Origin of the sequence: Kitasatospora sp. NPDC088160 (assembly GCF_044741445.1) — a bacterium.
Classification (GTDB): Bacteria; Actinomycetota; Actinomycetes; order Streptomycetales; family Streptomycetaceae; genus Kitasatospora.
Map to the genome: position 1 here is coordinate 21312 of NZ_JBIUSS010000036.1, position 12230 is coordinate 33541.

The 12230-nt window shown below is 76.6% G+C and carries 10 protein-coding genes; 5 read left to right on the plus strand and 5 right to left on the minus strand.

Translation table 11 applies throughout. The features are described 5' to 3' along the window. Nucleotides 1-45: 45 nt before the first annotated feature. The 3 genes from ACIOGZ_RS38085 to ACIOGZ_RS38095 form a co-directional block, all read right to left on the minus strand. On the minus strand, nt 46-189 hold the full coding sequence (locus ACIOGZ_RS38085) for a VenA family class IV lanthipeptide (protein WP_159398410.1): 144 nt from the start codon (nt 187-189) through the stop codon (nt 46-48). A 192-nt stretch (nt 190-381) separates the two neighbouring features. Then, complete coding sequence (locus ACIOGZ_RS38090; RefSeq protein ID WP_363628566.1) at nt 382-2379, minus strand: alpha/beta fold hydrolase; 1998 nt, start codon at nt 2377-2379, stop codon at nt 382-384. Then, nucleotides 2376-5591: a lanthionine synthetase LanC family protein gene (locus ACIOGZ_RS38095; protein WP_400989296.1), complete on the minus strand. Its 3216-nt coding sequence runs from the start codon at nt 5589-5591 to the stop codon at nt 2376-2378. The genes ACIOGZ_RS38090 and ACIOGZ_RS38095 overlap by 4 nt, the downstream gene beginning before the upstream one ends. 606 nt (nt 5592-6197) lie before the next feature. Here ACIOGZ_RS38095 and ACIOGZ_RS38100 point away from each other — a divergent pair. The 3 genes from ACIOGZ_RS38100 to ACIOGZ_RS38110 are packed head-to-tail and all read left to right on the plus strand — an operon-like array spanning nt 6198 to nt 8942. Beyond that, nucleotides 6198-7034: a Nif3-like dinuclear metal center hexameric protein gene (locus ACIOGZ_RS38100; RefSeq protein WP_350885034.1), complete on the plus strand. Its 837-nt coding sequence runs from the start codon at nt 6198-6200 to the stop codon at nt 7032-7034. A 23-nt stretch (nt 7035-7057) separates the two neighbouring features. Beyond that, nucleotides 7058-7801, plus strand: a complete 744-nt coding sequence (locus tag ACIOGZ_RS38105) for a C4-type zinc ribbon domain-containing protein (RefSeq protein ID WP_363580833.1) — start codon at nt 7058-7060, stop codon at nt 7799-7801. A gap of 4 nt (nt 7802-7805) precedes the next feature. Continuing rightward, nucleotides 7806-8942, plus strand: a complete 1137-nt coding sequence (locus tag ACIOGZ_RS38110; protein ID WP_063347373.1) for a bifunctional RNase H/acid phosphatase — start codon at nt 7806-7808, stop codon at nt 8940-8942. A gap of 52 nt (nt 8943-8994) precedes the next feature. Here the strand turns inward: ACIOGZ_RS38110 and yaaA are convergent, their stop codons facing one another. Further along, complete coding sequence (gene yaaA, locus ACIOGZ_RS38115; protein WP_363628563.1) at nt 8995-9780, minus strand: peroxide stress protein YaaA; 786 nt, start codon at nt 9778-9780, stop codon at nt 8995-8997. An 85-nt stretch (nt 9781-9865) separates the two neighbouring features. Continuing rightward, nucleotides 9866-10306, minus strand: coding sequence for a DUF3995 domain-containing protein (locus ACIOGZ_RS38120; RefSeq protein WP_363580839.1), 441 nt, complete (start codon nt 10304-10306; stop codon nt 9866-9868). Between the two features lie 57 nt (nt 10307-10363). Between ACIOGZ_RS38120 and ACIOGZ_RS38125 the strand changes: the two genes are divergently transcribed. Further along, entirely contained in the window at nt 10364-10621 is a 258-nt protein-coding gene (locus ACIOGZ_RS38125; RefSeq protein WP_363628561.1) for a Fic family protein, read from the plus strand. Between the two features lie 95 nt (nt 10622-10716). Continuing rightward, a complete protein-coding gene (locus tag ACIOGZ_RS38130) occupies nt 10717-12174 on the plus strand; it encodes an RNB domain-containing ribonuclease (RefSeq protein ID WP_363628560.1) in 1458 nt (485 codons plus the stop codon). The last annotated feature ends 56 nt before the right edge of the window (nt 12175-12230 follow it).

Sequence of the window (12230 nt, forward strand, 5' to 3'; positions counted from 1 at the left end):
CCTGTCCGGACAGGCGGGGACGGCACCCACGGCTCACCGCCTGGATCAGCTGTTGGTGAAGATCAGGCAGGTGAGGATGAGACAGGTGTACTGGCAGCCGGCGCCGTGGCCGGTCAGCTCGACGGACTCGGTCTCCGGCAGGTCCTGCAGCGCCGCGAGGTCGGTCTCGAAGTCCACCATGTTCTCCATGATCGGGTTCCTCCCCTGGAACTACGCCCGCCGCGATCTGCCTGCGGGCATCGGGTGTCGCCCCCGGGCGGCTCGGTCCGCCGCGCCGGGGTGGTGCCCCGGGCCGCGTCGGGCCCGGGAGTCTGTGTGGTGAGGTGTCGACGTCCTGATGAGGTGTCGAGGAGTCGACGTACCGAGGTGCCGGGGCTCCGGTCAGCCCGGTCGGCCGGTCCGCAGGAACGCGGCCAGCAGCTCGTGCAGCACGGCCGCGCCCTCCTCGGCGAGCACCTCGTGGCCCGATCCGGCCGCCTCGACGTACCGGAAGTCCGCGCCCTCGACCCGGCCGATCCGCAGCAACTCGTGCCGCAGCGAACGGGACTGGCTCACCGGCACGACCTCGTCCCGGTTGCCGTGCACCACCAGCAGCGGGGCGCTCAGCCGGTGCGCCAGCTGGAGGACGTCGCGCGGGCCGCGGGCGTCGGTGATCGGTTCGTCGCCGGCCAGCCGGGTGGTCAACGCCCGTACGGGGGGTGCCGCTTCGGCCAGCAGCCGGGCACCGGACAGGAACGGTGCGACCACCGCGCAGCGGGACACCTGCTCGGACGGCGCGTGCGCGGCCGCCAGCAGCGCCAGGAACGCGCCGTAGCTGACCCCGAACAGGGCCGGCGGCTCCAGCCCGAGTGCCGCGCGCTGGCCGGCGATGCCGTCCAGCAGGTACAGCACGTCGTCCAGGTCGGGCCCGCCCCAGGCGCCCCGGATGGCCATCGCGTGCGCCACCCCGTAGCCGGTGGAGCCGCGCTGGTTCGGTGCGATCACGGCCAGGCCCTCGGCGGCCATCCGCTGAAGGGCCGGGTCGAACTCCAGCCGCCAGGCGTCCGCCGGGCCACCGTGGAGCGCCAGCACCAGGTGCGGGCTGCTCAGCCAGGTGTCCCCGCCGTACACCACGGCCTCCAACGGCCCGGCTGGACCGGCGAGTTCGAGGCTCTGTGCGGGCTGCCAGCGGCCGCCGTCCCCGGGGGCGGTGCTGCCGTCCACCCGCCAACCCGGCGGCTGGGTGCGGGGGGTGCGCGGACCGCCGGGCTGCCAGGGCAGCACGGTGTCCCGCCACGGGCCGGGCAGGCCGGAGCCCAGCGGCGCCAGTTGCAGCGGCAGCGGCATCGGCATCGGGCCGGACCCGGCCTTCGCCGGGCCGTGCGCCAGCAGCGCGTCCACGTCCAGGGCGGCCAGCGCCGCCGGGTGGTCGGGCGAGGAGTACGGAAGCCGCAGCGCCGCCCCGCCCCAGTGGCCGACCGCGCCGAGTCGGCCGGGCGGCACCGGCAGCTGGTCCAGCCGGCCGGCGGCGGCCCGCCACAGGGCGAGCGCGGAGCCGGCGCCGTGGTCGACCTGCACCGCCACCTGCGGGCCGTCCGCCGTCCGCCGCAGCGCGACCGGCCGCAGGAACATGCCCGCGACGTGCAGGCACTCCGGGAACCGCAGCGGTTCGCCGCCGCCCAGCACACCCCAGCCGAGCCGGTCGGTGCCCGGCGCGTCGCTGCGCACCATCGCGAACCGGCTGTCCGGGTCGAACAGCACCAGCCGGTCGTTGCTGCGCTCGCCGATCTCCAGCAGCGGGGTGGTCGTGCCGCTGCGCAGGTCCAGCACCACGGTGCGGACGAGCCCCGCGTTCACCCGGTCCAGCGCCAGCAGCGCCCCGGCGCTGTCCAGCCAGGCGCCGCCGCCGTGCAACCCCGGGATCTCGGCGACCCGTTCGGGCTCGCTGCCGTCCGTCCGCACCAGCCAGACGGTGGTCGCCGGGCGGGTGTCCGTCCCGAGGGCGAGCGCCACCGGCGTCCGAGGACCGGCGCCGTGGGGCGTCGGGACCGGCAGCAGCCGCAGCCCGGGCATCCGGATCGTGGCCATCTGCTGCTCCACGGCGCCGTTCTCGCCGTACGAGAGGCGGACCAGGTCGTGCCGCTCGCCGTCGTGCCGGCAGACCAGCACCGAGCCGTCCGGCAGCGCGACCAGTTGCGAACGCAGGCTCTCCGACCGGTTGCCGGACAGCGGCAACGCCAGCGGGGTGGCCGGCCCGCCGTCCGAGGGCAGCCGCCAACTCTCCACGTACCAGCCGCCGTCGGCGGCCGAGGCGAGGCAGGCGGCGTGACCGCCGTCGGCGGAGAAGGTGAAGCTCAGTCGGCGCAGCGCCTGCGCGACGGTCCGGGTGGCCACGTTCATGCCCCGCTCACCCCGCTGCCTGTGCCCTGGAGCCGGCGTACGGCGGGCGGAGCCGGATCCACCCAGAGTCGGGGGCCGCCGTGCCGAAGCCGCAGCAGGAAGGCCAGCGCGCCCGCCGCGCCGGTGCCGTAGCCGGCCGCGCAGCCCGTCCCGGTCTCGTCCGGCAGCACCAGCAGGCCGCCCCGCAGCGCCGACCGGGCAGCGATCAGTTGCGCCAACTCCTCGGCGCCGGAACGGAATTCCGGCTCGTCGGCGACCTCGGCAAGGTCGAGCAGGTACTCGCCGTCGCCGGCCAGGCCGTGGCAGGCGCTCACCCCGCCGTGCCAGCGCCCGGCCAGTACGGCCCGCCCGGCGGCCAGCGCCAGCCCGTGCGCGGTGGCGTCGCCGGTGGCCCGCCAGAGGCGCAGCAGGAAGGTGCCCACGCCGGACGAGCCGCTGCACCAGTGCGCCAGCCGGACGCGGTCCGGATCGCCCGCGCTCTGCGGCCACCAGGCGCTCTCGCGCGGCGCGTCCCAGCGGACGGTCGCGGCGAGCGTGTGCCCGGCCTCGACGGCGCCGGCCAGCAGGTCGCGGTCGCCGGTCGCCTCGGCGGCGGCCAGCAGGAAGGCGCCCACACCGGCCACGCCGTGCGCGAAGCCGAGATGGGTGATCCCGGCGAGCGCCGAGTCGAAGTCCGCCGGCACCGGCCACACCCGCCCGTACGGCTCGCGCCGGGCGGCGGCGAGCAGGGCGTGGCCGCAGTGGGCGGCGCGGTCGAGGAAGGCCGGGTCACCGGCGGCTTCGGCGGTGAAGCCTTCGGCAGCAAAGCGGAGTTGGGTGAACCCTGAGCCGGCCGCGCCGTGGCAGACGTCGGGGTTGGGCCACTCGACGGGGATCCGCCGGGCGAGCGCGGCGGCCCGAACGGCCAGCCCCTCGTCGCCCAGCGCCCGGGCGGCGTCCAACAGCGCCCAGGCCGTCCCCGACCGCCCGAAGTGCAGCCCGGGCAGCACCACCGGCTCGGCGGCCAGGCGCCGTTCGATCCACCCGGCGGCCGTCCGGGCCGTCCGCGCGGCCTCCGCGCGCACCCCGCCCGGCAGGCCCTCCGCCGCCACCGCCCGCGCCAGCACCGCCAGCACCCCGGCGGCGCCGTGCTGCACATTGCACGGATCCGTCCGCTCCCCGGCGGGCACGACCGGCCACAACCGGTCCCGCCGCAGCGGCGTGGCCGTGACGGCCAGCTGCCGCAGGCCGTCGCACAGCACCCGGTCGAGGAGGCCGGCCGACGCGCGGCAGGCGGCGTCCGGGGCGGCGCCGTCGGGTCGGACGGTAGCCCGGGGGCCGCCGGTCGTGGCGGTCGCATCGGTCGCGGAACGGTCGTCGTGGGCGTCGCCGGAGTGCTCGGCGGGCGTGGCCCGGTGGGCCGCGGCGCGCCACGGCGGAGCGGTGGCGGCCCGGATGGCACCGGCCCTGGCGGGCGCGGCACTGCTGTCGGCGGCTCGCTGCGGGGGTGCGGTGGCGGCGGCGCCGGTCGGGCCGGCGGCATGCGGGCCGTCGGGGCGCCCGGTGTGCGTGTTCCGCCGGTTCGGTGCCTGCCACAGGGGAGTGACGGCGGCGGTGGTCTCGTGGCCGTGCACGGCACCAGGGGTTCCGCCGCCGTCGGCCGGGTCCGGGTGCGTGTCGCCGCTGCGCCGGGCGCCCGCGGTGGCTCCGCCCGCGAGTTCCACCCTGACCTGGGCGAGGCTCCAGCGCTGCCCCGGCTGTTCGGCCCGGAGGCCGAGGACGGCGGGGGCGAGGCGGCGGGCGGTGGTACCGGTGCGGGCGGCGAGGGCGAGCCAGCGGCCGAGGCGCTCGGTGACCGGGCGGGCCCGGGGGAGGTCGTCCGGGAGCAGCGGGTCGTGGCCGGTGGCGAGGAGGAAGAGCAGGCCGCCGAGGGCGTACAGGTCGACGGCCGGGTCGGCGACGCAGGTGCCGTCGTGGACGAGGCCGAGCCGGCCGGGCCCCTGTTCGGGGGCGCGGTAGCCGGGGGTGCCGGCGGAGCCGGCGGGGCGGCCGGTTTCGGCGGCGAGTTCGAGGTCGACGAGCCGGAGGCGGCCGTCGGGGCGGACCATCACGTTGCCGGGGGAGAGGTCGCGCAGGACGAGCCCTTGGGCGTGCACCTGCTCGACGAGGTCGAGGAGGGCGTGCGCGACCGGTCCGGCTTCGGCCCAGTCGACGTCGGGGCTGCCGTCGCGCCGCAGCCGGGCGGCGACCCACGCGCCGAGCGGCTGTCCGGCGATTCGTTCCTGCACGAGGAAGACGGAGTCGTCCCGTTCGATCAGTTCGATCGGGTGGGGTGCCAGGCCCTGCCCGTCCAGCCGGGTCAGCAGGGCGGCCTCGTGCCGCAGGGCGTCGCGGGCGTCGGTGCCGGCCCGGTCGATCTCGATGTGCGCGCGGGCCTGCTTGACCACGACCTCGGCGCCGCTCGCGGCCTCCCGGCCGAGGAAGACCCCGCCCTTGGTGCTGTGCCGTACGGCGGCGGTGATCGCGTACCGCTCGGCGAGCAGCACGCCCGCGCCGCGCTTCGCCCCCGGCCGGGCCGCACCGGTCGCCAGCGGGTCCCGGGCCCAGGACGGCGCCCGGTAGGAGGCGCCGCGCACGTCCTCGGCCCGTTCGCCGTCCGGCCCGTGCAGGACGGAGCGGTACTCCCCGTCGTGGCCGAGCTCGGCGCGGGCCGCGAAGGCGCCGTACCGGTAGTGGACCAGGCTGCCGGGCCGGTAGGGGCGGTCGGAGAGCACGACGGGCCCGGGCAGTCCGGCGGTGGCCCGGTCGAGTCCGGCGGCCAGGCGCCGGAACTGGGCGTCGTCGGCCGGGTAGACGGTGATGAACTTGCCCGCCGAACCCCGATCGCTGTTACGGGAGTTGAGTTCGCGCAGCCGCTGCTCCCCGGCGGCGAACTTGAACGGGCACGGGTCGTCGGCGAGGGCCCGTACGACGGCCGCGAGCACCGCTTCGCCGACCGCCGAGGCCGCGCTGACGTGGAGCTTCCAGCCCTGCTCCGGGAGTGGAGCCGACGCGGGCGGCCTGGCCGTGCACCAGAAGCCCCCGGCGGTGACCTCCCAGTCGCCGCCGCCTCCCCGGCCGCCGGCGTCCGCCAGCGCCGCCCGCGTCGTCTCCGGCCACGGTCCGGCCGCATCCGGCCCGTGGCCCGCCGATTCCCCGCCCCCGGCCGTACGCAGCGATGTGCCCGCCGCCATTCGCCACCACATCCCTTCGTCTCGTCCGCCGCCCGCGGGTGCCCACTGCTCCGGCACCCGGGCGTGCGGCCCGGCCTGATCGGCTTCCTCGGAAGGAGCGGGAGTGCCGCCCCGGTGCGGCGCACCGCCCTGGTACGGCGGTGCCGCGCCTGGGGCAGGAGCCCCGGCCGCGCCCGCCCCGGGCCCGGTCTCGCCAGGGCCCGTGTCCGGCGGAGCGCCTTCCCGACCCCCGGTCGGGGCAACTGTCGGGGCAACTCCCGTTCGCAGGACTGAAGTTACTTTCGAGGCGGGAGTGGCTCAACGTAGAGCCGGTCACTTCACTCGTAAGGGTGATCAGGAGGCGGTTTCGAATTCGTGCGAGGGCTCCCGTGTGAGCAGTGGGCGCCGGGCGCACGGGCGCGTGCGACCGGCGCTGGCCCCTCCCGGGCGCCCCCGCCGCAGGTTGACGCGCGTCCGTACGCCATCGGCACCCGTGTCCGAGCCGCGCCGCCACCTCGCCGCCGCCGCACACCCGCCGCCATCCCCGCCGCACTGCCGCCCCGCCGCCGTCCAGGTCGCCGAACGGCCGAGGCCCGACCGCCCCCGCGCGCACGGTAGTCTCGACAGGTGCCGAAACTGTCCGACGTCATCACCGCGCTCGAAGAGGTCTACCCGCCGCAGTGGGCGGAGGCCTGGGACGCCGTCGGCCTGGTCTGCGGAGACCCCCAGGCCGAGGTCGGCCGCGTGCTGTTCGCCGTCGACCCCGTGCAGGCGGTCGTCGACGAGGCCGTCGAGTGGGGCGCCGACCTGGTGGTCACCCACCACCCCCTCTATCTGCGCGGCACCACCAGCGTCGCCGCGACCACCTTCAAGGGCCGGGTGGTGCACACGCTGATCAGCAACGGCATCGCCCTGCACGTCGCGCACACCAACGCCGATCACGCCGACCCCGGCGTCTCGGACGCGCTCGCCGAGGCCGTGGGCCTGCGGGTGACCGGCCCGCTGGTGCCGGACCCGACCGACCCGCTGGGCCGTCGCGGCACCGGCCGGATCGGCCTGCTGGAGCCCCCGCTGCCCCTGTCGGCCTTCGCCGCGCAGGTGGCCGAGGGCCTGCCGGCCACCGCCACGGGCGTCCGGGTCTCCGGCGACCCGGACCGGCTGGTGAGCCGGGTCGCGGTGTGCGGCGGCTCGGGCGACAGCTTCTTCGCCGAGGTGCGGGCGGCCGGGGTGGACGCCTACCTCACCGCCGACCTGCGCCACCACCCCGCGTCCGAGGCCGCCGAGGCGGCGCCGGTCGCCCTGGTCGACGCCGCGCACTGGGCCACCGAGTGGCCCTGGCTCGCCCTGGCCGAGCGGGCCCTGCACGCCGCCGCCGACCAGCGCGGCTGGGCCGTGGAGACCAAGGTCTCCCACCGGGTCACCGACCCGTGGACCGCGCACGCCCCCATGTCCTTCACCGCCTGACCCGATTCACAGGAGCCTTCCCCTTGAACGCCGCGCCCGCCGACCAGATCCGCCTGCTCGACCTCCAGGCCTTCGACTCGAAGCTCGACCAGCTGGCCCACCGGCGCCGGAGCCTGCCCGAGCACGCCGAGATCGAGAAGGCCTCCGCCGACCACACCGCGCTCAAGGACCTGGTGGTCGCCGCCGAGGCCCAGCAGGGCGACACCACGCGCGAGCTGACCAAGGCCGAGCAGGACGTGGAGCAGGTCCGCGCCCGGGCCGCCCGCAACCAGCAGCGCCTGGACTCCGGCGCGATCACCTCGCCGAAGGACCTGGAGAACCTCCAGCACGAGATCGGTTCGCTGGCCAAGCGCCAGGGCGACCTGGAGGAGATCGTGCTGGAGGTCATGGAGCGGCTGGAGAGCGCCCAGACCCGGGTCACCGAGCTGACCGCGCGCCTCCAGCACTCCACCGTCGTCCTCACCGAGGCCGAGACCCGCCGGGACGCCGCCTTCGCCGAGATCGACACCGAGGCCGACAAGGTCAAGCGGGACCGCGAGACCGTCGCCGCCGTCGTCCCCGCCGACCTGCTGAAGGTCTACACCAAGCTGCGCCAGACGCAGGGCGGCGTCGGCGCGGCCCGCCTCTACCAGCGCCGCTGCGAGGGCTGCCGCACCGAGTTCTCCATCACCGAGTTCAACGCCATCAAGGCCGAGCCGGCCGACAAGGTGGTCCGCTGCGAGAACTGCTCGCGGATCCTGGTCCGCACCGCCGATTCGGGCGCCTGACCCGGTGGCGGCTCGCTTCATCGTCGAGGCGGACGGCGGGTCCCGGGGCAACCCGGGGCCGGCCGGCTACGGCGCGGTGGTCCGGGACGGCGACACCGGGCAGATCATCGCCGAGGCCGCCGAGTTCATCGGCCACGCCACCAACAACGTGGCCGAGTACAAGGGCCTGATCGCCGGCCTCAAGGCGGCCCGGGAGCTCGACCCGGACGCCTCGGTGGACGTCCGGATGGACTCCAAGCTGGTCGTCGAGCAGATGTCCGGGCGCTGGAAGATCAAGCACCCCGACATGCAGCCGCTCGCCGCCGAGGCCCGCACGATCCTCCCGCGCGCCCGGGTGACGTACACCTGGATCCCGCGCGAGCGGAACAAGGACGCCGACCGGCTCGCCAACGAGGCGATGGACGCGGGCAAGGCCGGCCGCCAGTGGGAGCCCCGGCCGCGGGCCGCCGCGGTGGTGGACGAGCCACCGCTGGAGACCGCCGCCCCCAAGGCCGGCTGGGCCGCCCCCGCCGACCTCGGCACCCCGACCACCTTCGTCCTGCTCCGCCACGGCGAGACCGCGCTGACCCCGCAGAAGCGCTTCTCCGGCAGCGGCGGCAGCGACCCGGAACTGTCCGACAAGGGCCGCTGGCAGGCCGCGCGGGCCGCCGAGGAACTGGCCGCCCGCGGCAGCATCCAGGCCGTGGTGGCCTCGCCGATGCGCCGCACCCGGGAGACCGCCGAGATCGTCGCCGCCCGGCTCGGCCTGGAGGTCCGGTACGAGGACGGGCTGCGCGAGGTCGACTTCGGCGACTGGGAGGGCCTGACCTTCGCCGAGGTGCAGGAGCGCCACCCGGAGGACCTGGCGGCCTGGCTCGGCTCGGCGAAGGCCAAGCCCACCGGCAGCACGGAGAGCTTCACCACGCTCACCCACCGGGCCGGCGTCGCCCGGGACAAGATCATCGCCCGGCACCCCGGCAGGACGGTGCTGGTGGTCTCCCACGTCAGCCCGATCAAGACGCTGGTCCGGCTGGCGCTCGGCGCCCCGCCGGACGCGCTGTACCGGATGGAGCTGTCCGCCGCCTCGTTCTGCGCCGTCCAGTACTACGCGGACGGCAACGCCTCGCTGCGGCTGCTCAACGACACCTCGCACCTGCGCTGAACGCCCGGGGCTGAACGCCCGGCTCCGGGGGGGCGCCCCCCCGGAGCCGGGCTCAGTGCACCTCGGTGACCACCACGTCCAGCTGCCACGGCTTGCGCGCCGTGCCTTCGGCGGCGAGCTCCACCCGGTGCCCCAGGCCCCGCAGCGCGTCCAGCAGCTCGCCCGGCGTCTTCGGCTCGATCCCCGCGACCAGCAGGTCCCGCACCAGGCGCCCCTTGGTCGCCTTGTTGAAGTGGCTGACGACCGTGCGCTTGCCGTTGCGCTCCTGGAGCACCCGGACGGTCGCCGTCCGGGAGGCCACCTCGCCGGCCGGCTTCCACGCCGCCGCGTACGCCGAACTGCGCAGGTCCAGCACCAGCCCGTCCGCCACCTCCGGCAGCACGGACGCCATCGCGCCCCGCCAGTACGCGCCGAGCGCCCCCGGGCCGGGCAGTTTCACGCCCATCGAGCAGCGGTAGGGCGGAATCCGGTCGGAGATCCGCACGGCTCCCCACAGACCGGAGAAGACCAGCAGCGACCGCTCGGCCCGGCCGTACGCGGCCGCGTCCAGCGTGGCCAGACCCAGGTTGTCGAACAGCACCCCGGTGTACACCTCGCCCGCCGGACGGGCACCCGCCGCCGGCAGCCCGGCATTGCGGGCGATCTCGCCGCGCAGCCCGGGGCTGAGCCCCAGCACCTCCGCGGCGGTGTCCTCGTCACCCCGGCAGAGACCGACCAGTGCGTCCAGCACCTCGCCGCGCGCGGCCGTCAGCCCGGGCAGCGACAGCCGGTCGAGCGCCACCGGCACCCCGTCCCCGGACGCGGCCTTGCCCTCCGAAGGCGGCAACAGCACCAGCACAGCGGACTCCTCAACACTCTGTGGCGGATGAACCCCGCCACCCTACGCAAAACCGGTCCGCCCCGGGCGGCCCGTCCGGCCGCGGCTACTCGGCGCCACCGGCCCCCGCGACCACGGCCGCCCCGGCCGCGAGCGCCAGGCAGAGCGGCGAGTAGTACCGGGTGTCCAGCCGCTTGAACCGCTCCGACCGCTCGACGACCCTCCCGAACAGCACCAGGCCGCCGGCGCCGCGCGCCAGCATCACCCCGGCCACCGCCCGCACCCCGGCCCGCCGCAGCCGCCGCGGCCCCACCGCCGGCAGCACCCCGGCCTCCGCCCCCACCAGGTACGCGGCCGTCCCGAGCAGCCCCGCCACCGCGACGCAGGCCGCCGGGGACGGCGCTCCGTCGCCCGCGCCGACCACGGTGTCCGCGAACTCCTCCGGCGTCCGCAGCGGCCACGGCGTCACCGCCCACACCGCGTGCAGCGCCCCCGTCGCCGCCAACACCCCGGACACCGCCGCCCCGGTCGCCTTCACCACACCCATCGCCCGAACCCCCTTCGTGAACGACCACTCGACCCCACCCTACGAGCGCTCACACCCGTGCCCCACCCCGCCCGGGCCCGGTGGACCAAGGCCGCCGCCCTCGGCCAGAGCCTGTCCCGCAACCACCCGCTGATCGACCGGAACAAGCGCACCGCCTTCGAGGCGATGCTGCTGTTCCTGGACTACAACGGCGAGCCGTACACCGACCCGCACCCGGACGACGCGGTGGCCTTCATGCTCCGGCTGGCCACCGGCGGCTACGACGACGCCGTCGTGCTCGCGGGCAAGGACCTGAAGTCGCTGCTGGGGCGCTGAGCCCAACAGCACCGGCAGTCCAGTGCCACCGGCGGCCCGGCGCGTCCGGCGGGGTGATCCGTCCGGAATCACCCGATTCGCCCTACGCTGCCTGCATGCCTCGCCGAAAACTGCGCGTCAAGGCCGCCGACTCCGCCCGGATCAACACCGAACTGACCGAACTCCGCGCCCGCCTGGAGATCCACACCGAGTGGCCGGAGCCGGTGCTGGCCGAGGCGGAGGAAGCGGCCGAGCGCCCCCGGCTGCCCGAGCACGACGCCACCGACCTGCCGCTGTTCACCGTCGACCCGCCCGGCTCGCGCGACCTCGACCAGGCCATGCACCTGCTCCACCGCCCCGGCGGCGGCTACCGGGTGTACTACGCCATCGCGGACGTCGCCGCCTTCGTCCGCCCGGGCGGCGCCATCGACGCCGAGGCCCGCCGCCGGGTCGAGACCCTGTATTTCCCGGACCACCGCGTCCCGCTGCACCCCACCCGGATCTCCGAGGACGCCGCCAGCCTGCTGCCCGGCGAGCCCCGGCCCGCCCTGCTCTGGCAGCTGGACCTGGACGCCGACGGCGCCGTGGTGCTCGCCGACCTGCGCCGCGCCCTGGTCCGCTCGCACCGCCGCCTCGACTACGAGGCCGTCCAGCGCGCGGTGGACCTCGGCGGCGCCGACGAGCAGCTCGCCCTGCTCGCCACCGTCGGCCGGCTGCGCGAGGAGCAGGAGCGCGCGCGGGGCGGGACCAGCCTCCCGGTGCCCGAGCAGGAGGTCGAGGAGACCCTGCACGGCTACGTCCTCGGCTACCGCGCGCCCGGCCCCGCCGACGGCTGGAACGCGCAGATCTCGCTGCTCACCGGCCTGGCCGCAGCCGACCTGATGCTCGACGCGGGCGTCGGCCTGCTGCGCACCCTGCCCGCCGCGCCCGCCGCCGCGTACGAGCGGCTGCGCCGGATCGCCTCCGCGCTGGACGTGGACTGGCCGCGGACGCTCCCGTACCCGGAGCTGATCCGCTCCCTGGACCCGGACGCGCCGATGGACGCCGCCTTCCTCAACGCGTGCACCGGCCTGCTGCGCGGCGCCGGCTACCACGCCTTCGACGAGTCCCGGGGCCTGCCCGCCCCGGCCGACCCGGGCCACGCCGCGCTCGCCGCGCCGTACGCGCACTGCACCGCGCCGCTGCGCCGGCTCGGGGACCGCTTCGCGCAGGAGGTGTGCGCGGCGGTGGCGGCGGGGGAGGAGGTGCCGGACTGGGCGCGCGAGGCGCTGCCCGCTGTGCCGGGCCTGATGGCGAGCGGGGACCGCCGCGCGGCCGAGGTCGAGCGGGCCTGCGTGGACCTGGTGGAGGCGGAGCTGCTGGCCGGCCGGGAGGGCGAGGACTTCACCGCCGTGGTGATCGACGTGGACGAGCGGCGGCCCGCGGCCGGCACCGTGCAGCTGCGCCGGCCCGCCGTCCGGGCCCGCTGCGACGGCGCCGATCCCGGGGTGGTGCTGCCGCTCGGCGGGCTGATCCGGGTCCGGCTGACGCAGGCCGACCCGGTCACCCGCACCGTCCGCTTCGCCGCCGTCTGACCCCCGGGCTTCCACGCGCCCCCGGCGCTCCCCCCGGCGCCGCCACCCGGACGGTC